Annotated in this window: 15 protein-coding genes; 7 read left to right on the top strand and 8 right to left on the bottom strand. The window is 58.8% G+C overall.

The window, feature by feature from the left end; translation table 11 throughout:
- From M9Q49_RS09390 to ku, 3 genes are all read right to left on the bottom strand, one after another.
- A complete protein-coding gene (locus M9Q49_RS09390) occupies positions 1-966 on the bottom strand; it encodes a DNA topoisomerase IB (RefSeq protein ID WP_254508469.1) in 966 nt (321 codons plus the stop codon).
- Between the two features lie 135 nt (positions 967-1,101).
- Entirely contained in the window at positions 1,102-3,681 is a 2,580-nt protein-coding gene (gene ligD / locus M9Q49_RS09385; protein ID WP_254508468.1) for a DNA ligase D, read from the bottom strand.
- A gap of 36 nt (positions 3,682-3,717) precedes the next feature.
- Entirely contained in the window at positions 3,718-4,581 is an 864-nt protein-coding gene (gene ku, locus M9Q49_RS09380) for a non-homologous end joining protein Ku (RefSeq protein ID WP_254508467.1), read from the bottom strand.
- Between the two features lie 114 nt (positions 4,582-4,695).
- Between ku and M9Q49_RS09375 the strand changes: the two genes are divergently transcribed.
- The gene (locus M9Q49_RS09375; protein ID WP_254508466.1) at positions 4,696-5,286 is read left to right on the top strand and encodes a cysteine hydrolase family protein; all 591 of its coding nucleotides are present in this window, start codon (positions 4,696-4,698) and stop codon (positions 5,284-5,286) included.
- Here M9Q49_RS09375 and M9Q49_RS09370 read toward each other — a convergent pair.
- Together M9Q49_RS09370 and M9Q49_RS09365 are read right to left on the bottom strand one after the other, a co-directional pair.
- Positions 5,283-6,329 carry an SDR family NAD(P)-dependent oxidoreductase gene (locus M9Q49_RS09370; protein ID WP_254508465.1) on the bottom strand — a complete coding sequence of 349 codons (1,047 nt, stop codon included), beginning with the start codon at positions 6,327-6,329 and terminating at the stop codon, positions 5,283-5,285. The genes M9Q49_RS09375 and M9Q49_RS09370 overlap by 4 nt on opposite strands.
- Positions 6,330-6,362: 33 nt before the next feature.
- Entirely contained in the window at positions 6,363-7,523 is a 1,161-nt protein-coding gene (locus M9Q49_RS09365; protein WP_254508464.1) for a Gfo/Idh/MocA family protein, read from the bottom strand.
- 123 nt (positions 7,524-7,646) lie between these two features.
- Here M9Q49_RS09365 and M9Q49_RS09360 point away from each other — a divergent pair, with 123 nt between their 5' ends.
- Positions 7,647-7,973, top strand: a complete 327-nt coding sequence (locus tag M9Q49_RS09360) for a hypothetical protein (protein WP_254508463.1) — start codon at positions 7,647-7,649, stop codon at positions 7,971-7,973.
- 11 nt (positions 7,974-7,984) lie between these two features.
- On the opposite strand, the gene M9Q49_RS09355 is transcribed toward M9Q49_RS09360, so the two are convergent.
- Positions 7,985-10,519, bottom strand: a complete 2,535-nt coding sequence (locus M9Q49_RS09355; protein ID WP_254508462.1) for a TonB-dependent receptor domain-containing protein — start codon at positions 10,517-10,519, stop codon at positions 7,985-7,987.
- Between the two features lie 323 nt (positions 10,520-10,842).
- Positions 10,843-11,700 (bottom strand): FAD:protein FMN transferase, encoded by an 858-nt coding sequence (locus M9Q49_RS09350; protein ID WP_254508461.1) that lies wholly within the window; start codon positions 11,698-11,700, stop codon positions 10,843-10,845.
- Between the two features lie 226 nt (positions 11,701-11,926).
- On the opposite strand from M9Q49_RS09350, the gene M9Q49_RS09345 reads away from it, so the two are divergent.
- The 3 genes from M9Q49_RS09345 to M9Q49_RS09335 all read left to right on the top strand — a co-directional run bounded on the left by M9Q49_RS09345 (position 11,927) and on the right by M9Q49_RS09335 (position 15,632).
- Entirely contained in the window at positions 11,927-13,639 is a 1,713-nt protein-coding gene (locus M9Q49_RS09345) for an SMP-30/gluconolactonase/LRE family protein (protein WP_254508460.1), read from the top strand.
- Positions 13,640-14,032: 393 nt separating this feature from the next.
- A complete protein-coding gene (locus M9Q49_RS09340; RefSeq protein ID WP_254508459.1) occupies positions 14,033-14,602 on the top strand; it encodes an RNA polymerase sigma factor in 570 nt (189 codons plus the stop codon).
- 79 nt (positions 14,603-14,681) lie between these two features.
- Positions 14,682-15,632: an anti-sigma factor family protein gene (locus M9Q49_RS09335; protein ID WP_254508458.1), complete on the top strand. Its 951-nt coding sequence runs from the start codon at positions 14,682-14,684 to the stop codon at positions 15,630-15,632.
- Between the two features lie 2 nt (positions 15,633-15,634).
- Here M9Q49_RS09335 and M9Q49_RS09330 read toward each other — a convergent pair whose 3' ends face one another.
- Positions 15,635-15,946, bottom strand: coding sequence for a hypothetical protein (locus M9Q49_RS09330; RefSeq protein ID WP_254508457.1), 312 nt, complete (start codon positions 15,944-15,946; stop codon positions 15,635-15,637).
- Between the two features lie 542 nt (positions 15,947-16,488).
- Here M9Q49_RS09330 and M9Q49_RS09325 point away from each other — a divergent pair.
- Both M9Q49_RS09325 and M9Q49_RS09320 read left to right on the top strand, forming a co-directional pair.
- The gene (locus M9Q49_RS09325) at positions 16,489-17,754 is read left to right on the top strand and encodes an outer membrane protein assembly factor BamB family protein (protein WP_254508456.1); all 1,266 of its coding nucleotides are present in this window, start codon (positions 16,489-16,491) and stop codon (positions 17,752-17,754) included.
- The gene (locus tag M9Q49_RS09320; RefSeq protein ID WP_254508455.1) at positions 17,751-21,578 is read left to right on the top strand and encodes a hydantoinase B/oxoprolinase family protein; all 3,828 of its coding nucleotides are present in this window, start codon (positions 17,751-17,753) and stop codon (positions 21,576-21,578) included. The genes M9Q49_RS09325 and M9Q49_RS09320 overlap by 4 nt, the downstream gene beginning before the upstream one ends.
- Positions 21,579-21,760: the final 182 nt, after the last annotated feature.

Genomic DNA, 21,760 nt, shown 5'->3' with positions numbered 1-21,760 from the left:
TCATTTCTCGGAACGCCCGAGTTGCCGCTCCATGCGCTGTTGCAGCAACGCCAGCACGGCAGCCTCTTCGGGAGAGATCTGTGAGATTCGCCGCCGGAGCTCATGCTCGGTGCGGCTCTTCAAGGTCTTGATCAGCGAACGATCGAGATAAGCATCAATGATGGCAGGATGCACGTAGCACTTCCGCGAGACGGCCACGGTATTGCCGAGTCGCTCGGCCACGGCTTCGATGGCCCGGGTGATGTTACGTTTGGCCGCGGCTTTGGAATCGAAATCTTCGAACTCCTGCAGCGCCTGCGCGGCGATCACCGTCCCTGCCCAGGTGCGAAAATCTTTGGCAGTGAACTCCTTGCCGCTGATCTCGCGCAGATAGTCGTTGACGTCGCTCGAGCTAATGTCGCAAACCTCATCGGCCTCGTTCAGATACTGAAAGAGTTGCTGCCCTGGCAGATCCTGGCACTCGCGGATGATGCGCGTAATCTGTGACGTCGCTACCGAAATCTCATGGTCCACGCCGCTCTTGCCGGCGAATTTGAAGACCACGCCGTTGCGTTTCACCTTCACATGCCGATCGAGCATCGTCGTCAAACCGAACGAGTGATTCTGGCGGGCGTACTCCTCATTGCCGACGCGAATCAATGTCGTCTCCAGCAACTTTACGATCGTTGCCAGCACGCGTTCGCGGTCGAGTCCTTTGTGCCGCAGATGAGCGGCCACCTTGCGACGGATTTTGGGAAGAGCCCGCGCGAACGCAATCAGGCGTTCGTACTTGCTCTCGTCGCGAACTTCTCGCCAACGCGGATGGTAGCGATATTGCTTGCGGCCGCGAGCGTCGAGCCCCGTGCACTGCAAATGGCCGTGAGAGTCAGAGCAGATCCAGACCTCTTGCCAGGCCGGCGGGATCACCAGCGACTTGATTCGCTTCAGTGTCGTCTCGTTTTTGATCTTCGCTCCGCGCGAGTTCACAAAGAAAAACGATTTGCCTTTGCGCCGACGCTCAATTCCCGGTCCTGAATCGTCGACCCAGCGTAGCCCCGCCCGCCGCGCGGCGCGGCGAGCGCTTCGGTTTAACCTATTCGCGCGGTCGGCTGTTTTCTGCACCTAATCACCCCGGGATTCTAAGATTGTTCGGAACAAACCAGCAGGATCAAATTTCTTCGGCAGTGTTTGCCGTACCTCGAAGAAGCCCACCCACGGCGACCACTTTTTTGCGGCGAGCAGCTGTTGGATGTTACGCAGCGTCCAAGCATCGGGCTGCAAATCGACGGTCAATTCTTCCCACGCGATAGGAACCGAAATCGACGCATTGGGTTTGGCGCGAGTCGAAAAAGGGGCAATCGCCGTCGAGCCGCGATCGTTGCGCAAGTAGTCGATAAAAATCTTCCCGCGGCGAGCGGCTTTCGACGTCTTCGCCAGATAACGATCGGGAAACTGGTCGGCAAATGCTTGGGCAATTTGATGCGTGAAGGCTTTCACTTGATCCCAACTAGCTCGCCGCGGCGAAAGCGGCGCGACCACATGCAGGCCCTTGCCGCCGGTGAGCTTGACGAATGTTTGCAGATCAAGCCGCGCGAGAAAATCTCGCATCAGCAGCGCAGTTTCTATCACTCGCTCCCAGGCAACTTCCGGCGCAGGATCGAGATCGATAACGAACCAGTCGGGATGCTCGAGCCGATCGGCACGCGAGCCCCAGACGTGAATCTCGAGAACCCCCATCTGCGCGAGCGATAACAATCCAGGCAAGTCATCGGCGATCAAATACGTCTCAGTGCCACTTTTTTCGGTGATCTCGATCCGTCGCAACGCTTCCGAAGTGCCGGCCGCAGCATGCTTTTGAAAGAAGCAAGTCTTGGCCTGCCCTTCGGGGCAACGGAGCAAACTGAGCGGGCGGTCTTCGAGATACGGGAGCATCCGCTCGGCGATCTGCTGGTAGTACTGCGCCAGATCGAGCTTGGTGATGCCCTCTTGTGGATACAACACACGATTGGGACTGGAGAGTGGATACGCGACGGTAGCCACGGCCTTGGCTGGCGATTTCTTAGACGCCCGTCGTTTGGGTTGAGCGATCGAGTGCGGCGATGTCTTTCCCCTGGCGTGAATCCCTTTCGCGAAATCCAACGACTCAGGTTGGCCAACGGCGCGGGCCGTCTTGTCTTCGCGCCGACCCAGGAACGACGGATGCCGCAGCACTCGCTCTTCAGTCCAGCCGGTAAATTGAATTTGCGCGACGATAGTCGGCCGCACCCAGCGAACTTCGGCGCCGCGCTCACGGGCAGGAATCGGATCGAACGGGCAATCGCTCACTTGTAGTTCGTCCAGCTCTTGCCGCAGCGCGTGTAGCAACTTGGCGTTGAAGCCAGTCCCTACGCGGCCTGCATAAATCAATTTGCGACCGGAGAAATAGCCGAGCAGCAGCGCGCCAAAGCCACGCTTATCGGCTTCGGAAATGGTGTACCCGACGATCACGAGCTCTTCTTCATGATGGCACTTGATCTTGAGCCAATCTTCCGACCGGCCCGGATGGTAAGGCCGATCGCCGCGTTTGGAGATGATTCCTTCCAGCCCCATCTCGCAGCCTTGCTGCAGAAACTCGGCGCCATCGCCGGTCAGGTGATCGCTGTAGCGAATGCGGCCGCGGTTTGCGTCGGCGAGGAGTTTTTTCAGTCGCGACTTACGTTCGATGAGCGGCAGCTTGCGCAAATCCTCGCCATTGATTTGCAGCAGATCGAAGACGTAGTACACCAGCGGTCGTGATTCGATTCCTTGCAGCGAATTCTGCAAGGCTTGAAAGTTACTCACGCCATTTTCGTCGAGCGCCACTACTTCGCCGTCGAGCAACGCTGCTCCGACTGGCAACTCCGCCGCGGCCGTTGCGATGGGACCAAAGCGGTGCGTCCAATCGAGTTGGTTGCGGGTGTAAAGTTTCACCTCGCCGTTGTGCATCGTGGCGATCAAGCGATAACCGTCGTACTTGATTTCATGCAGCCATTCCTCACCGGTCGGGACTTGCGTAGCGAGGCGAGCCAGTTGAGGTTCGATCGGAGCAGGAGGCCGAAGCAGCGATTTGTTCGCCCGCGGGTTACGCTTCGGTGGCGTGCGCGTGCGAGGCGATTTGGTTTTCCCGTTCGCGATACCTTCGAGCGTGCGGCCGCTGATGACACTAGCCGTTTCGATCTCGGTAATCTCTTGCTCTTCACGGGCCGCGGAGTCCTGCTGTTTCACCAACAGCCAATTCTTGCCACCATCGCGACCGCGCAGCTGGATGAGTCGCCAGCGGCCTGTTAGCCGTTCGCCTTGCAGTTCGAATTCTAGTTTTCCTCGTTGCAACCCTTCGTGCGGATCGCCATCGGGAATCCACTGGCCCCGGTCCCAAACAATCACTTCACCGCCGCCATACTCCCCGGCGGGAATGGTGCCTTCGAACTTGGCATACTCGAGCGGATGATCTTCGACGGCCACGGCGAGCCGCTTTTGCGCAGGATTTAGACTGGGCCCCTTGGGAACAGCCCAACTTTTGAGGACGCCATCGAGCTCGAGGCGGAAGTCGTAATGCAGATGCGAAGCAGCATGCTTTTGCACGACAAAGCTCAACTTCGTCGGCGGCTTTGCAGCAACAACCTTCCCTTCGGGCTCCGCCGTTTTGCGGAAGTGCCGCTTGCGATGATATTCGGCGAGACTCATAGTGTGCCCAGCAATGCACGTTCAGGGCCAATCGCGCTAGCCGCTCTTCCGACGTTTCGGCGCGCTCTTCCGCGCCACTGCCGACGCGCGCTCCGCTTGCTTCTTCCGCCGCGGCGCTTCGCCACCAACGGCAGCGACACTTTTCTTGAGCGCCTCCATCAGGTTGATGATCGGCGGTTCCTCGGCCGCAGGCGACGCGACGATCTTTTTTCCGGCCACCTTGGCTTCGATCAATTCAGTCAATGCTTCGACGTACTCATCCTTGTACGCGGCCAGGTCGAACTTCGGCTTGACGAACGCTTTCAACAAGGTGTGTGTCAGCTCAAGTTCCGCCTTCTGCAGCGAGGGCGTTTCCAATTCGTCGGCGAGCGCCTGGGGATGCACGACTTCGGCGTCATATTTGAGCGCGGTGAGCGACAGCAGATTGTCGACCGGTCGAATCAACACGAGCTCTTCGCGGCCGTATAACACGGCACGGCCGATGGCGCAGCGATCCTCATCGGTCAGCGATTTTTGAATCAGCGCATAGGGCCGCTGACCAACCGCGCCGTCAGGCAGCAGGTAATACGTCTTCTCGGTGAAGTAGAGGGGATCAATGGCGGCCGACTTCACGACGGCTTCGATATTCACTGCCCGTTCGCCGCCGGCCCGCAGGGCTTTCAGCTCCTTCGGGTCAATCACCACATACTGATCGTCGGCGTACTCATAGGCCGAAACGATCTCGCTACTCGGCACGCTGCCATGAATCGGGCAGACCTTGGAGTACTTGATTCGGCTATGGCACTCCTGATGAAGTTGGTGCAGTTTGATCGAATCGGAGCCAGTGTTCGCGGTGTAACCCTTCACAGGAACCGAAACGAAACTGAGCTTGAGATAGCCTTTCCAGGTCGAGCGGGGCATTGGTGCGGCTCACGAAGTGGCGGTAATTGGTCAACTCGCTGCACGCTAGCAATGCAAGCATCGTGCCGGTCGGGAACTGCGGCGGCGGCACATGATTTGAATGGTCGGGCCCCCATGACCCGCAAAAACCGCGACCTGCACGGCAACGCCCCAGATAAATCGCACGACGCGCTCCTGCTGATCGATGTGGTCAACGACTTGGAGTTTCCCGAGGGATCCAAGCTGCTGCGGCATGCATTGCCGATGGCTCGGCGACTCGCGGAACTCAAGCAACGGGCGAACGACGGAGACGTGCCCGTTATCTACGTCAACGACAACTTCGGCCGTTGGCAGTCGGACTTCAACAAGCAGGTGGAGCACTGCTTGAACGACGGTGTGCGCGGCGAACCGATTGCCAAACTGCTGCAGCCAACCGACAGCGATTACTTCGTCCTCAAGCCGAAGCACTCGGCGTTCTTTTCGACAAGCCTCGATATTCTACTCGACTACTTGGAAGTTCGTCGGCTAATCATCACCGGCGTTGCGACCAACATTTGTGTCCTGTTCACTGCAAACGATGCGTATCAGCGCGACTTCGAACTCGTGGTGCCAGCCGATTGCGTGGCGGCCAATACGGCGAAGGAAAGTCGCCTGGCACTCGAGCAGATGGAAGTGGCGCTGAAGGCAGACACCACCGTTTCGGCTCGACTGAAACTGCAACGTTAAACTTCATTTGCCTCAGGCCGCGGCCGCATTTCATTATTGCGACAAGCAGCTGAATCACCGAGCGTGGTGAGCAGCGACGGAGACAACGCCGATTCGCTTTCATATCCATAGGCCGATTGCTGACCAATGCCGCCCATGCCTGGCAAGAAGCGATTGATGAATCCGAACAATTCGTTCGTCAGCGTGGGAGCGAGTTGCGCGGCCCACAGCGGTGGGCTGAACGTGTTGGCGATGTAAACCTCGCCGTCGCCGTTCTGGCAGGCGGTCATGATCTGATCGGCGGCGTTCTCGGCGCTAATGGCTGCGAGTGGCAACGAGCCGCCGATACTAAACCAGGCATATTCGGCTTCATTCTGGCCTTTGAACGTGGCGTTGCGAGGACTGCCGGTGCGCATCAAGCTGGGGCAAACCGTCGTAACCAGAATTCCGTCCTGAGCGAGCTCCGCGCGCAGTCCGGTCGAAAGTCCAACGACAGCAAATTTACTCGTGTCGTATGGCAGCATATGAGGCACTGCCCGCTTACCGCCGATCGAGGCTACGTTGACAATGCGTCCCCATTGTTGACGACGCATTGTCGGCAGCACCGCCAGCGTGGTATGCAGCACGCCCCAGCAATTGATGTCCATCGCTTCACGAAAATCGGCGACCGTCATCGCATCGAGCGGACCAACCTGCATGATGCCCGCGACGTTGAACAACACGTCGATCTTGCCCCAGCGCTTGATGGTCGCTTCAGCGACTTGTTGCACTTGCTCCTGATTTCGCACATCGCAAACCAGGCCGCCGACATCACCGCCGAGCGCCCGCAGTTCGGAAACGGCGGAGGCGACATCGGCTGCTGTGCGGGCCGAAATCATGACTTTTGCACCATGCTCGACGAGTGAGCGAGCCAGGACCAAGCCCAATCCGCGCGAGCCGCCGCTGACAATCACCACGCGATCCTGCCAGGAAAACTGTCGCGATTTGCGTACGGCAAACTCGGCCAGCTTGTAAGCGCCGTAGGCGATACCCAAAGCGTAGAAGATGCGATTCGAAACCTTCATGACTACTCTCCTCGGTGAATTTCAATTGTGCGGCTACACCTTCGTACTACGCCCAGTGCGAATCGATTCTTCAATCGCCGCGATGATCTGCATGTCGGCCAGACCTTCGGCGCCCGGCGTACGCGGCTCTTTGTCTCTCAGGATGCACTCGGCGAAGTGATCCATCTCGGCCGCGAAATGATCGACGGGCTTCAGCTTGAAGCGCCGACTGCCGTCTTCATTGCTCAGTCGCAGCTCTTGCCCGAAGTAGCCGAAGGCGCCGGCCATTTCCACCACGCCGTTCTTTCCTTCGACGCGAAAGAACCGACTCTCGGCAGCGCCGAAGCTGCAGGAACAATGCGCTTCGGCCCCGCCGGGAAATTTCAATACGAACGTCACACTTTCTGGAACTTCGCGAAAGCGAGGATCATCGGCAGGCTGATGGGCATAACCGAACACTTCCACCGGCTCGCGCTGCGTCAGATAGCGGGCCGCGTTCAAACAATAAATCCCGACATCGCCGAGCGGACCGCCGCGCAGTTCACCGCTCAAGCGAATATTCGGCGCCTCTACATTCTGCGAGTTGCTGGCCGTGATCAGCTTGATCGGACCGACTTCCTCGCTCGCACACAGCTCGATGGCCTTCTTATTGAACGGTTCGTAATGCAGCCGGTAAGCGATCATCAGCTTCCGCTTGGCCCGCTCGGCCGCAGCGATCATCTGCTCGCACTCGGCTACGTTCGACGCCATCGGCTTTTCGCACAACACGTGCTTGCCTGCTTGGAACGCCCGAATGGTGAACTCGGCATGCATGCTGTTCGGCAAGATGTTGTAAACGACATCAATCTCGCGGTTGCTCGCCATCTCGTCGTAGTTGTCGTAGTTAAAAATGTTCCCCCGCGGTACGTCGTAAACTTCGGCCAGTTGTTTCGCTTTGTCCGCATGGCCGCTGACGAGAGCCACCAGTTTCGACGATTCGCAACTACCGAAGGCGGGGAGCACTTCTTCGACGGCAAGCTGTCCGAGGCCTACAACGGCGTAGCCGATTTTGCGTTTCACCGGTTTGGGGAGTTTCAGATCGGGCGGTTGTTTGTCGGGCGGGGCCAGCGGAACATCAGCAGCGTGCAGGCTACCAACCGCCACGAGGCTCGTGCCGATGGCGGAAGTGGCCATGAATTGACGCCGCGACGACTCACCTGGTCGATTTTTGCTCATGATCTGCTTTCTTTCGTAGCGAAATCTGATCGCCACAAGGCTCGTTGCAACCGCCGGACCGGCAGGAGAGCGATTCGTTAATTCCGCGCGCGATGCGTACGCAAGTTGCGATTTACTTCCGCTATGAAAACGCTCGCAGAAATAAACGATGAAGAAATTCGCGACGCCGAATGGGTCAACGCGGTAGACCCCGACTCCGGCCATTGGGAGACCGTCTGGGGACTCGATGAGTTGCCGCCAGACGCGATTCGGCGTCAGATCAACATTCTCGATGTGAACCTGACCGAGAACGATTTGACCGGCTTGCTGCGACTGATCGATCGCGTCGAACAAGTCCGCGGCCGGCTGTCACAAAGAGTGCAAGCACTCCGGCAGGCACTGATCCTGGCGGCGGACTACCGGCCCGCAGTCTTCAGCGACAAGGACAGCAACGTCTATCTGGTGGAATAGCGAAACAGTTCCTACCAGTTGACCTCAACACCACCGTAGGCGTTGAAGCCAGGTGCCCAGGCTGCCAGCAGGGGGCCAGAGTTGGGCGTGGTGCCGCTGAAGCGGAGGTCGAGGTGCTCGACGTAGTTGCGGTCGAACAGGTTGTCGATGCCCGCGATAAAGTGCAGGTTCTGGCTGTAGTTGTAATAACTCTTGAGATACGACGTAGCAAATCCGCCCGTGCGGGTTTCAACCGCTTCATAAATCGGCAGGTTGAAGTCGTTGGCCCGTAGCACGCCGATGCGGTTCTGAGCGTCAACTAACCGCCAGCCCCATTCCCAGCCCCACGTGTTTCCGCCGTTGCCGTCGACCACTCGCAAGCCGAGGCGGCTCTCGAGCGGATACATGCCAGGCAGCGGTTGCGAAATAGTCTGGTCGGTTCCTTCGACGTAGTTCATCGTCGCGAAGAACGTTAGTTGTTCGCTGGCCTGGTAATCGCCGTAGAGTTCAAAACCCTTGAGCGTGGCGAGCGGCGTATTGGTCGCGGCGAGGAAGCGAGCGCCGGTCGGCGGATCGACACCGAAGGTGAAGTAGGTGTTGTAATCGTGAATCCAGCTGTGATAGGCCGACATGCGCACATGGCCGTAGTCGAAGTCGCCACGGAGCGAGGCATCGATTTGCATGGCCTGCTCCTTGTCGAGCGACGGCCGGCCGATGACGCGGCTGAACCCGCTTTGGATCATGCTGATGAAAATGCCGTCGGAGTAGCGATCGACCAGATTCGGCGCTTTCTCGGCATAGCCCGCACCAAGTCGCATGTGCCAGTTGCTAGCCAGATCGACATCGCCGGCCAGATACGCAGCGCCGAGCAAGTCGTTCTGAGCGTTCGAAAAATCGCCGAGCACGCCTTGGTTTTGCAGCGGCAGATTCGTCGCACGATAGGTGTGTGCCCAGTCGAGACGCGCACCAGCCGACACGCGCAGGTAATCGGTCCACGGCGCCGCGATTTCGACGAACGCCCCCGGATCGGTCAGCACCGAGCGAGGTTGGTTTGTGCTGAAGTTTTCTTGATCGGGATCGAGAAAGTCGCCAGGCTGATCGGTGAAGTTGAACCGCTCTTGCGTCGACTGCGCGATGAAGCGGAAGTCGGTGCCGACGCGGAGCAGCTCCGAGGTATCGTCGCCCCAGGTCTTCATGCTCCGCGCGCCATGGCTGCCGAGATCGCCATCGACGGCGGCGGAGAAATCATCGGGGCCGAAACCAGCGCCAGGAAAGCCGCCATTTGCCAGGTCGGTATTGAGCGCATCGGTGATGCGGCCACGCACACCCCGTTTGCCAGCGCCGCCATTGTTGCCGCGGAAATCGGTTTCGTTGAACCAGATTTGATTGATCCACACGCTACCGTCGGTGGGATCGACATTGGTCGTGATCACATTCAGCGCGTTGGTCTTCAGCGAGCTGACGTCGAAGAATTGCAGCGCGTACTCGGTGTCGCCCAAGCCGAAATAGTTGTAGCGAATTTCAGTCTTCGTATTCGGCGACCAATCGAAGCCGAACTGCATCAGCACGTTTTGCGACTGGTAGCTCGACGGCACTTGTTGGCCATTGCCGGCAAGATAGTCGGAGCCCTTGCGCTGGCCGTAGTGCACAATGTAGCCGTAGTCGTTGCCGCCGCCCATCGCAGTGATCCATTCGCCGAGCTGACCGCCGTTGCTCTTGGCGTCGATGGCGGCTCGGCCATGTTGCTGCGGGCAATCGCAGTAGCGCGGCGTATCAATCAGATCGATATCGATGAACGCAAATCCCGGCCCATAGCGCACGCCATACGGACCAGGAATAACCGCGACGCTCTGGATGAGCGAAGGATCGATCTTATTCAGCATCGAGTCGAGATCGAGCCGCACCGGCAGGAAGTATTGTCCTTCGGCTTGGGCGTAGACCTGCGAATAGTGATAGCCGCGGACGCGCGGATCGAAGGCCACCTGCGATCGCCGCTGCGCGCCGACGGTTTGAATGTTGTCGCTGTCTTGCAGCAACTGACCTAGGTCGCTGGCGACCGACGTTTGTGTTTCCGATCCGGAAATTGCTTCCGTGCCCGGCGCTTGCAGCCGCTGGATCAAACTATCGATGGCATCGCTGCCGCCGAACGACGGGTTGCCATTCAGACCGCTGCCGGCATCGAACGGTTGTTGCGAACCGGGATCAAAGGGCTGCGTGGTGCCGGGGTCGAACGGCTGGTTCGACATTTCTTCCTGCATCGCGACCAGTCGAAGCGCATCGGCTTGAAACTCGAGGCCGTCGCCGAGCAGGAACATGGCGCGGGATTCTTCGCGCGGATCGATGGCGCGCGCGGGAGTCGCGGACCACACGAGAGCTCCGCCGAGCAGCATCGCGCCGATGAAACGGCGAATATCCAGACGCATGAAAACCCCACTCCCTTGGGTCATCGCCGACGTTGGCTGCCAGTCGCCGATCGCAGCACAGTTGCCATCGCGGGAGATGACTGCCGTGCCGCCCGATTTTTGCCGCCGAGGCCGCTGGGACGACAGCCGCTCCAACAGGAGCAATTGCTGCCATCGCTTTGCTAGCCGCGACTGCATTTTCCGGCAGTTTCGTGAGATTTCGCATGCGCGCATTTCACGCAACTACTGCTACGATCATCGTCGGCAGCCCGCGCAGGAATACTTGATTACCAAACTGCCCCGAAACGGTGTATGCAGGCTAGCGTCAACCGCAAAAGCGGCGTTGTGTTCAACACCCAACCGGGGCGGTAGCGCGTATAAATCCGTTAGAACCCGGAGAATCTGCGCCGAGATTGCGGGGCGATAGCACGTTGCGAGGCCGTTATCTGCGCAAGCCAATGCGTTTGAGGCCGGGCAATTCAGGCCGACTATTCCGTCAGCCAATGCCAAGTACCCTCATGCGGAAATGTCACTTCGTCGAGCCAGGCAACCGACACGCGCTGGGTTTGCTGGCTAAGAAAATCGAGCGCGCGAGCCCGGCCCATTTGCAACAGCGCGGCGGCAAAGACTTCGGCTTCGAACGCTGTCGGCGCGGTTACTAGCACGGCTGCCTGCTGATCGGCGGGCAGGTGCCGATCGTGATTGGTAACCACGGCGAGCGCTTCGTCGCACAACTCAACGAGCAACTCCGCGCCTTGGGCATCGCTGGCTGGATTGCGCACGCGCACCTGCCAACCGCGGCCCGTCAGGGAATTTCCCTTCGCCAGTACGGTCTGCGTGCCGGCATGGAGAATGGCGTCGGCTACGTTGAATTCATCGACGAGCTCGGCGGCGCGATCGAGCGTGTAGCCTTTGCTGACGATGCCGACATCCAACTGCGTGCCGAGCTCGAGAAACTCGACTTGCCGGTTCTTGATCGACCAACTTTGGTTCGAGGCGATGTCGAACCAACCTTCGGTCCGCTGCCAGGCCGAATAGCAGAGCGTGAGGAGCTCGGCGAGTTCGTAATCGACGATCACGGCATTGCGCGCAGCGTCGCGATTGATGCGCGAGGTTTCGCTGTTGGCCGAGAAACGGGACAAACGGCGATCAAGCCGTTGCGTTTCGGCCAGACACGCCTCGGCCACCGAAGACAAATGTTCTTCGTCGCTGCCGATGAGGCAAACTTCGAACAGAGCCCCGAGCGCGGGGCGCGAACGATTGATGAGCAACGGACGCTCGGCTTTGCTGCCAGGCAAGCCTACGCCCGCTCCTACGTCAATCATTAGTTGAGGAGAGGCAACCATGATTGTGTCCGCCAACTGCGACTGGAAAATGGCGTCGTTGCCAAGTTCATTCCGATCGCAGTAGGGCGCAGTGTAGCGTGGTTGAAGGCAACCTCCAACTGCCGAAGGCTCCATTCACCGTTTGCGGAGCAAAACGACGACAACGGGTCGCACCTGCCGTCCTGCCGGCTGCTACGATGATCACCAAACCTTTATTGCGAAATTCATCCTCTTCCAAGGTTGCCTTATGATTCGATGCTCAATTGCGTTCGTACTCGCAACGCACATTGCTTGTTCATTCGCCGCTGCTCAGGACATTCCCAAAGGGGAAGTGCTGAAGTTCAGCTTCGAGAACAGCAAGGTTTTTCCCGGGACCTATCGGGAGTATTCCGTTTACATTCCCAAGCAATACTCGCCCGACAAGCCGGCCTGTGTGCATATCAATCAAGATGGTGTGCAGTTCAATGGGCCTGCTGTGTTTGATGAGTTGATCGCGAAGAAAGAAATGCCGATCACGATCGGCGTCTTTATTACTCCGGGCCGAGTGAAGGCGCTCGATGGCAAAATTGGCCTGGATCGATTCAATCGTAGCTTTGAGTATGACGGACTCGGCGACAGCTACGCCCGGTTTTTGCTGGAAGAACTGCTGCCGGATGTCGAAACGAAGAAAGCCAGCGACGGCCGCGAGATCAAACTTTCGAAGGATGGCAATGATCGTTGCATCGCCGGTTCGAGCAGCGGCGCGATTGCGGCGTTCACGGCAGCTTGGGAACGGCCACATGAGTTTCGCCGAGTGTTCAGCGCGATCGGCACTTATGTCGGGCTACGCGGGGGCAATGTTTATCCCACGTTGGTTCGCAAGTACGAGCCGAAGGCGTTGCGAATTTTTCTGGAAGATGGCAGCGCGGATCAAAACATTTACGCCGGAGATTGGTGGATGGCCAATCAAGAGCTCGAGCGTTCGCTGGTGTTTGCCGGCTACGAAGTGAATCACAGCTGGGGCGACGGCGGCCACAACGGCAAGCACGCAACGGAGATTTATCCCGACGCGATTCGCTGGCTCTGGAAGGATTATCCGCAGCCGATCAAAGCGGGGCTCGGTTCGCCGCAGCTGAAGGAGATCTTGATTCCGGGCGAGGATTGGAAGCTCGTCGGCGAAGGTTACAAGTTCACCGAAGGACCGACCGCGAATGCCAAGGGCGAAGTCTTCTTCAATGACATTCCGAATCAGCGCACGCATAAGATCGATGCCGACGGAAAGATCAGCGTGTTGCTCGAAGGCTCGGAGCGCGCGAACGGCCAAGCCATGGGCCCGAATGGAAACCTCTATGCGATTCGCATGGATGCCGAGAACATCATGCAGATGAACGACAAAGGCGAATGGTCGCTTGTGAAGAGCGGCTTTCGCTGCAACGACCTGGTCGTGCTACACAATGGCAGCATCTATTCGACCAAGCCCGGCTGGGACGGCAAAAGCCCGAGCGAGATCATTTACATCAGCCCGGCCGGCGAACGCCAGGTGGTCGACAGCGGCTTGATCTTTGCCAACGGCGTGACCGTGTCGCCCGATCAGACATTGTTAAATGTCTCCGACCGCAGCACGCACTGGGTTTACAGTTATCAGATTCAGCCCGATGGCTCGCTCGCCAACAAGCAGAAGTACTATCACCTGCATGTGCCCGACACGGCCGAAGATAGCCGGGCCGACGGCATGCGATGCGATCAGAACGGCCGGTTGTGGGTGGCGACCAACCTGGGCCTGCAAGTTTGCGATCAAGCAGGGCGAGTAAACTGCATCATCCCGACGCCGAACGGCAAGTGTTCGAACCTGACGTTTGCCGGGCCGAAGTTCGATACCGTCTTGGCGACCTGCGGCGACAAGGTTTACAGCCGCAAGGTGAAGGTGACCGGGGCCAACGCCTGGCAGCCACCGATGAAACCGGCCGGACCGAAGCTGTAGCGGGTTAAATAGCTGGGTTTGAGGACCGAGGAGAGGCAGTAAGAGGGAACAAAGAATTCCAAACAAATAAGTCGTTACACCCTCCAGAAAATTCGATCTCCGACCAATGTGCCATTCTGGGCGAGTTGAACTTCCCGCCCGGGTGGTAAGAATAGGTGCTTGTGGGGCAGCGGTTTCAGGCGGGAACCGCGGCAAACCGCGTTCTCCAAACCCGCCATTGACTTCCCAACCCCCACGAATACGTGCCTCATCCCGCTCGATGGTTGTGGCGTAACGCATTGATGTATCGAGCTTTATGATTCGGTGGCTGCGGCGGCCCGTAGGTTGTACTCATCATTTTCAAGTTAATTTCGGAACTTTCCACTCCGGCCCCGCGTCCAAGGCTTTGACAACGTGACGCACGACGATGCACCGCTGATTCAGGCAACCCTGCGAGGTGACTCGCAGGCCTATGGCAAACTGGTACAGAAATACCAGGACCGGTTGCTCACGGCCTTGGTGCATGTTTGTTCGTCACGCCACGAAGCCGAAGATGCCTTGCAGGACGCCTTTGTTCAGGCTTATTTGAAGCTTTCTTCGTTTGCCGGCGGCAGTGCGTTTTACACTTGGCTGTATCGCATCGCCTTCAACACTGCGATCAGCAGGCGGCGACGAAAGAGAGACGAAAGCTCGGTCGAACAAACCCGCGAACTGACAGGTGAAGAGCCCCAGGACGACGGCGAGGAGGTGGATGAAAACCTCCTCCGGCAGGAACGGGCGGTTCAGGTGCAACGAGCACTGGCCAAACTTTCTGACGAACACCGCTCGATCCTGGTGCTGCGAGAAGTGGAAGGTTGCGATTACGACCACATTGCCGATGTGCTGGATCTCCCAGTCGGCACGGTTCGCAGTCGTCTCCATCGCGCTCGTTTGGCTTTGAAAGATGAACTCTCCGCGATCCTTCAGGCAGGTGGCGGCGAGTAGGAAGAGCAAGTACGGACAGCGGAACAGGGCGGACCTGAACGGAATTCAAAAATCCCCCAGATGATGACGAGCGCCAGAAATGAATGCCCACGACGAACGAATCAGCAGTTTCTTGGATGACGCAATGCCGGCCGGCGAACGGTCGGCGTTTGAGTCCGAACTGCTCGACAATGCGGAGTTGCGACAACAGGTCATTGAGCTGCGGCAGTTGCGGCAAGATGTCGCGCTGCTCCCTCGCTACTCGGTCACGGAAGGCTTTGCCCAGCGCGTTGTCGCGGCTGCCATTTCGGCCAAGGCCAACGAAAACGCGAACATCACGTTGGCCTCCACTCCCTCTTCCAAAACCGTTCGCCGCGCCACGATCGGCGTCCTTGCGATCGCCGCTTCGCTGCTGATCATGGTCGGCACGATGGTTTGGAACAACGGCCGCAAACCAATTGATGTCGCCGTCAAGCCGACGACGAACAGCGCAGTTGCTCCGGTGCTCGCTGCACTGCCTGGTGAGGATCAAGTTCTCGTCGTGCGAATCACTTCGCCGAAGGACCTTGCCACGGGCAGCCTGTTGCGAGAAGCACTGGCCGAACAAGGCATCGAAAAGAAGCGTCCCAGCGATCAGACAACCGGCAGCGGACTCGTTCGCAAGGCTTACAAAGAAAAACTTGGAACGAGCGACGCCACCACAGCGGCCGACGCGCTGTTCTTACAGATCTCTCCCGAGGAATTGGAACTCGCCCTCAATCGCGTGGCGAAGTCCGGCCCGGCGGTGACGCTGACGCCTGAGCAGCACCTGGCCGTGGCAAGCCTGCCCGTCAAACCGGCGGTTGCTCCGAATACTCCCGCGGCTGAAGATGTCCCAGGCAATCAAGCCATCGCTGCCGAAACGAGCAAAAAGCCTGAGTTCGTGCAGGAGCTGACTCCCAGCCTGTTCCAACTGCCAAAGGCAACCGGCAACGCGACTCCCAGCGTTTCCTCCTCCGCCGCCCCCAAGGGCAAAGTTCGCGTGCTCATCTTGATCGAGCAAGCGAAGTAGATTCATTCCTTGGTCCCCTCCGCTGCCCAGCGGTAAGTGAGGGGATTGGAAAACGAGTACTTCGAGCCCGCCGCCGTAATCGACGATTCTCGCATCCGGCGTTTCAACTCGAAGACAATCGGCCAATAGGGAGCAGCCGTCGCCAAGCACACAACCCAGGCAACGGCGGTCACCGTCGACACAACGGATGAAGGCGCCACCCACGCCAAGATGGTGAGGGCGAGCGTTGGCCACATGAGCCAATAAAAAATTGCCGCGTAGCGTAAGACCACAATCTCTTGGCCGTTCTCGGTCCGACGTTCGACGAATCGCATTTTTCACTTCCTGCTGACTTTAGATGACCGGCAAGGAAACGTAGTCCGCAGCCATGCTGCGGACAAGTTGGCGAACACCCCCAAGGCTTGACAAGCTGCCGCTACATATGTACATTTATTCACTTCCACGATGCCCCGTCCGCTACACCTCAGTGTTGGTTGTGGTGGATGGTCGCTGCTGCGCGGTAGCTCACTGCTCGATGATTCGCCGCGAGACATCGAGCATTGGTAGCTCACAATAAAGTGGTCAGCGACTGGCAAGCAAATCGTTGTCGGGCTGTTGTGAAAGTGTTGTAAAAGCAGACAAAGTGTTGTGGACTTATGCATCCTGTTTTTCGCAAGTCGATAGTTAGTAACAACTTCGGAGGTTCAGAAAACATCAACAACTGTTGTGAACAGCGACGGCTTTACTGCAGATTCAAAGGTGCTTCGAGCCCAAACGTTGCGAACGAGCAGCGGGCGGGATAACATCACAGAACGTTTAGCCGGTCCCTCTCCGCCGCCTTGCCCCCCACTTCCACCCACCGGTAACAGGTTCGACGATGCGTGCTTTTGCAACGGTACTGGCGATATTGGCGTGCTTTTTGTCACTGGCGACGGCGACGGCTCAGGAATGGACGCGCTTTCGCGGCCCCAACGGCACGGGCGTGAGCGAAGCCAAGACGATTCCCGACAGCTGGACTGAAAAAGATTGCAACTGGGTCGCTAAGTTGCCAGGCATCGGGCACAGCAGCCCGGTTGTTTGGAAGGACAAGATTTTTCTCCTCAGCGCCGACGGCAAAACGGCGATGCGGCATGTGCTCTGCCTGAGCACCGTCGACGGCAAGATCGTTTGGCAGAAGGACTATCCCGGCGTGCCGCATCACTTGCACGCCCGCAGCAGTTTTGCCTCGTGCACTCCTTGCGTGGATGAGTCGCAAGTCTATTTCGCCTGGTCCGATCCTCAGCACACTTACTTCAAAGCCTTCGATCACGCGGGGAATGAGAAGTGGTCGCTCGATCTCGGTGCTTGGGTTAGTCAGCACGGCTTCGGCCAGAGCCCGATCGTATATAACGACATGGTGATCATCACTTGCTCGCAAGAAAACTCGAAGCAGGCCGGTGTGCCGGAGCCGACCGAGAGCTTTGTCCTGGCCGTCGATAAAGCAACTGGCAAGAAGCGGTGGCGGAAGGATTGCAAGATCGACACGGCATCGTACTCGGTGCCGACGGTTCGCAAAAACGAAAACGGCGCCGATGAGTTGGTGATGGCTTCGACAGGCGAAGGCTTGTTCGGCGTCGACCCTGCGACCGGCAACACCAATTGGTCACAAAAGGTCTTCAAGATGCGGACGATCAGTTGTCCGCAGGTCGTCAGTGGTTTGATCTTTGGAACTACGGGATCGGGCGGCGGCGGCAACACGGTCGTCGCACTGCGGCCTGGCCCAGAGCCGGAGGTCGTCTATGAAGTTACCAAGGAAGCGCCCTATGTGCCGACGCCGGTGGCGCTCGGCAACTTGATGTTTCTCTGGTCCGACAAAGGGATCGTGACTTGCATCAATGCCGACGACGGCAGCAAGGTCTGGCAAAAGCGGATCGGCGGCGTGGGGAACAGCGGCTCGCCGATTCGCGTGGCCGATAAAGTGATCTGCGTCGATGAAGCGGGCGTGGTGGTCGTCATCGCGGCCTCGGCAGAGTTCAAGGAACTCGCCAAGATCGATCTAAAAGAAGAATGCCGCAGCACCCCCGCAGTTTCGGATGGCCGGATGTATATCCGCACGATTTCGAAACTCTACTCCGTCGGCGGCGCTGAAAAAGCGAGCGAATGAGCGAGCCGTCTACTCCCCGCTGGAGTTTCTGGCTCGATGTCGGTGGCACGTTCACCGACTGTCTGGCCTTGCGGCCCGATGGTGTGCTGCTGCGGCGCAAAGTGCTGAGTTCGGCTCGCGTAAAGGGCCGCGGCGATGTTGTGGGCGGCGTATTACACGACGCCGCGCGAAACGGCGAACCTGTGGACTTCTGGCGCGGCTGTGAGTTGCGCGTGCTCGATGAAAAGGGCGAAGCTCTCCAGCCCACGCTTATTCGCAGTTCCGATGTGCATGGTCGATTGCACATCGAGTTAGAGCACGGCGAACGATCGAACGCGGCCTACGAAATCATTTCGCCCGAACCCGCGCCGATCCTCGCCATTCGGCTGTTCCTCGGATTGCGCCTCGACGAAGCGATTCCTCCCAGCGATGTGAAACTCGGCACGACAAAGGGCACGAACGCACTGCTGACGCGCACGGGAGCGCGGACGGCGTTCATCACAACGGCCGGCTTTGCGGATCTGCTGCGGATTGGTTATCAGAATCGTCCGCACCTGTTCGCGCGCAACATTCGCAAGATCGAGCCGCTGCATGAAGTATCGGTAGAAGTGGACGAACGATTGGCCGCCGATGGCGCGGTGCTGCGGCCGCTCGATCTTGTGCAGGCGAGAGCTCAACTGGATGCGTTGTGCAGCAGCGGCATCGAATCGCTCGCCATTTGCTTGCTGCACGCTTGGAAGAACCCGGAACATGAGCTGCAACTCAAACAGCTCGCGCGCGAGATCGGCTTTCGCGAGATCAGCATCTCCCACCGCATCTCGCCGGGGATGAAAATCGTGCCGCGGGGCGATACGACGCTCGTCGATGCCTATTTGAATCCGGTGCTCCGCGAGTACGTTGGGCGTTTGCAGTCGCTGTTGCCTGGCAGTGAACTGCGGCTGATGACGTCGGCGGGATCCTTGGTGCGAGCGGCGAACTTCAGCGGTAAGGACAGTGTCCTCTCGGGGCCAGCCGGCGGCGTGACGGGGTTCGCCCGCGCAGCCGAATCGGTTGGTTATTCGCGCGCGATCGGATTTGATATGGGTGGCACGAGCACCGATGTGGCACGCTACGACGGACGCTTTGCCGTGGAGTACGAAACGCAGAAGGCAGGCGTGCGACTCGTCACGCCGATGCTTGCCGTGGAAACCGTCGCAGCTGGCGGCGGTTCGATTTGCCGCTGGGATGGCGTGAAACTAACGGTTGGTCCCGCGAGCGCCGGCTCTGATCCAGGCCCAGCTTGTTACGGCCGAGGCGGGCCGCTGACGATCACCGATTGCAATTTTTTCCTCGGCCGGATTGTGCCGGAGCATTTCCCGTTTCCGCTTGAGCGGGCCGCGGTGGAGCGGCGGTTGCAAGAAGTGCTCGATGTGATGGCAACCAAAAACTCGGCCGGACCAATGGTCCGGCCTGCGGGATATTCGCTCGCTGAGCTCGCGGCGGGGTTCATCAGCATCGCCAACGCCCACATGGCCGCCACGATTCGTTCGGTGTCGATCGCTCGTGGCTACGACGTTCGCGAGGATCTGCTCGTTGCCTTCGGCGCTGCAGCGGCACAGCACGCCTGCGCGGTCGCACGGCAGTTGGGAATCAAACGGATTCTGAGTCATCCCGATGCGGGAGTGCTCAGCGCCTTAGGCATTGGTTTGGCCGATGTCATCCAGCACGAAGTGCATCCACTTTATCTGTCGTGGGATGACGCTCTGCAACGCAGCCTGCCGGCCATCTTTAGACAGCTAGAAGAACGTGGCCGAGTTGCTCTCGCAGCTGAGGGCGTTGCAGCGGAACGAATCGAATTCGGCCGTGAGCTTGATTTGCGCTACCAAGGGACCGATGTGCCGCTGAAGATTCGTGAACCGCGCGATGGCGATTGGGTGCAGGCGTTTGCGGCAGAGCATCAGCAGCGTTATGGGTACGTGCAGACGGGGCGCGGGCTGATGACGGTCGCAGCGCGCGTGATGGCGACGGGGAAGAGTAGTCAGAACCAAAGTAGAGGGATTTCATGCAGTTCGGCCCTTCACCCCGGCCCTCTCCCTGATGTGCCGAGGAGAGGGAGTGAAGATGGTGCGGCCCTGATCATTCGTCGCGATTCGCTGCAGCCAGGCGAGTTTGTCGACGGCCCGGCGGTTATCGTCGAACCGCTGACAACGACCATCATCGACGCCGGTTGGCGGGCCAAGATGCTCAGCGGCGGCGAATTGTTGATCGAGGACAGCGGCGAACAAACGCTGGCGCCGAAGACCGATCCCAGCATCGCTGATCCGGTGCTGCTCGAGATTTTCAATCAGCAGTTCACGGCCATCGCTACGCAGATGGGGCATACGCTGCGGAATACGTCGGTCAGCGTAAACGTGAAGGAGCGGCTCGATTTCAGCTGCGCGATCTTCACGGCGACTGGTGAACTAGTTGTGAACGCACCGCACATTCCCGTCCATCTCGGCGCGATGAGCGAGACGGTAAAGAGCGTGCTGCGCGATTGTCGGTTGCGGCCGGGCGATGTGGTGGTGACAAACGATCCGTATCGCGGCGGTTCGCATCTGCCGGACGTTACTGTTGTCACTCCCGTGTTCGATTCGCAACACCAACTACTCTTCTTCACCGCAAGTCGCGCTCATCATGCCGAGATCGGTGGCATTACGCCCGGCTCGATGCCGCCGTTTTCGAAGTGCCTGGCAGAAGAAGGTGTGCTGATTCGCAATTTTAAAGTGGTCGATGCGGGAAGCGAGAAGTTTGCAGAACTCGCCGCGCTGCTGACTTCGGGACCATATCCCAGTCGCGCAGTCGATCACAACCTGGCCGATATTCGCGCCCAACTGGCGGCCAATCAGCAAGGCGCAAACGAACTGCTGCAGCTTGTGCAGCAGCAATCGCTGGCGGTGGTGCAGGCCTACATGCAGCACATTCGCGTCGCGGCGGAAGCGAAGACGCGACAAGCAATCGCGCGGCTGAAGTTTCAAAGGGCAGAGTTCGTCGATCACCTCGACGACGGCACGCGGATTCAAGTAGCCATTTCCGTTGATCCCGCGCGCGAACAACCGCTGCGGATTGATTTCACCGGAACGGCCGGCGTTCATCCGGGCAATCTCAACGCCAACCGCGCCATCGTCACTGCGGCCGTGCTCTATTCCTTGCGGCTGTTGATCGACGAAGACATTCCGCTGAATCAAGGTGTGCTCGCGCCGGTTGAGTTGATCATTCCGCCCGGCCTGTTGAATCCACCGGCAGCTGAACGGCCCGAGGATTGTCCTGCCATTGTCGGTGGCAATGTCGAGACATCGCAGCGCGTCGTTGACGTACTGCTCGCGGCGTTCGGCCTCGCCGCGGCCAGCCAGGGGACGATGAACAACCTCCTCTTCGGCGATGCCACGTTTGGTTATTACGAAACGATCTGCGGCGGCAGCGGAGCGACGGCAACTGGCAACGGTGCCGATGCGGTTCACACGCACATGACCAACACGCGCATCACCGATCCCGAGGTGCTCGAGCATCGCTTTCCTGTGCGACTGCAGCGCTTCGCCATTCGTCATGGCAGCGGCGGCCAGGGGCAGCACTGCGGCGGCGCGGGCGTGATTCGGGAAATCATGTTTCTCCAGCCGATGACCGTCTCACTCCTCACGCAGCGACGCGGCGATTATCCACCGTTTGGATTGCACGGTGGCGAAGCAGGCAAGCCAGGCAAAAACGAGTTGATCCGAGAGAACGGCGATCGCGAAGAACTGCCGGATGCAGCTCAGTTTCAGCTGCGCACCGGTGATGTTCTCACGGTACAAACGCCCGGCGGCGGCGGTTGGGGAACTGCTTCATGACAACTCCGTTTCAGCCTCAAGGTTACATCGGTACCAACCGATTTACTGTGGGCTGCGTACGGTGAAAACGCTGCTCAGCCGAAACACAGGTTAAAGTTACATCCAAAGCTGCCCAGCCTGCTGCCTTGGTTGACATTGCCTGTTTTGCCAGTTTTACTATGGTTGCTGCCCGTAGTCCCCAC

The organism is Anatilimnocola floriformis, from assembly GCF_024256385.1.
In the GTDB taxonomy this organism is placed as follows: Bacteria; Planctomycetota; Planctomycetia; order Pirellulales; family Pirellulaceae; genus Anatilimnocola; species Anatilimnocola floriformis.
Note: the sequence above shows the minus strand (reverse complement) of the source record. Positions and strands in the feature narration are given on the sequence as shown.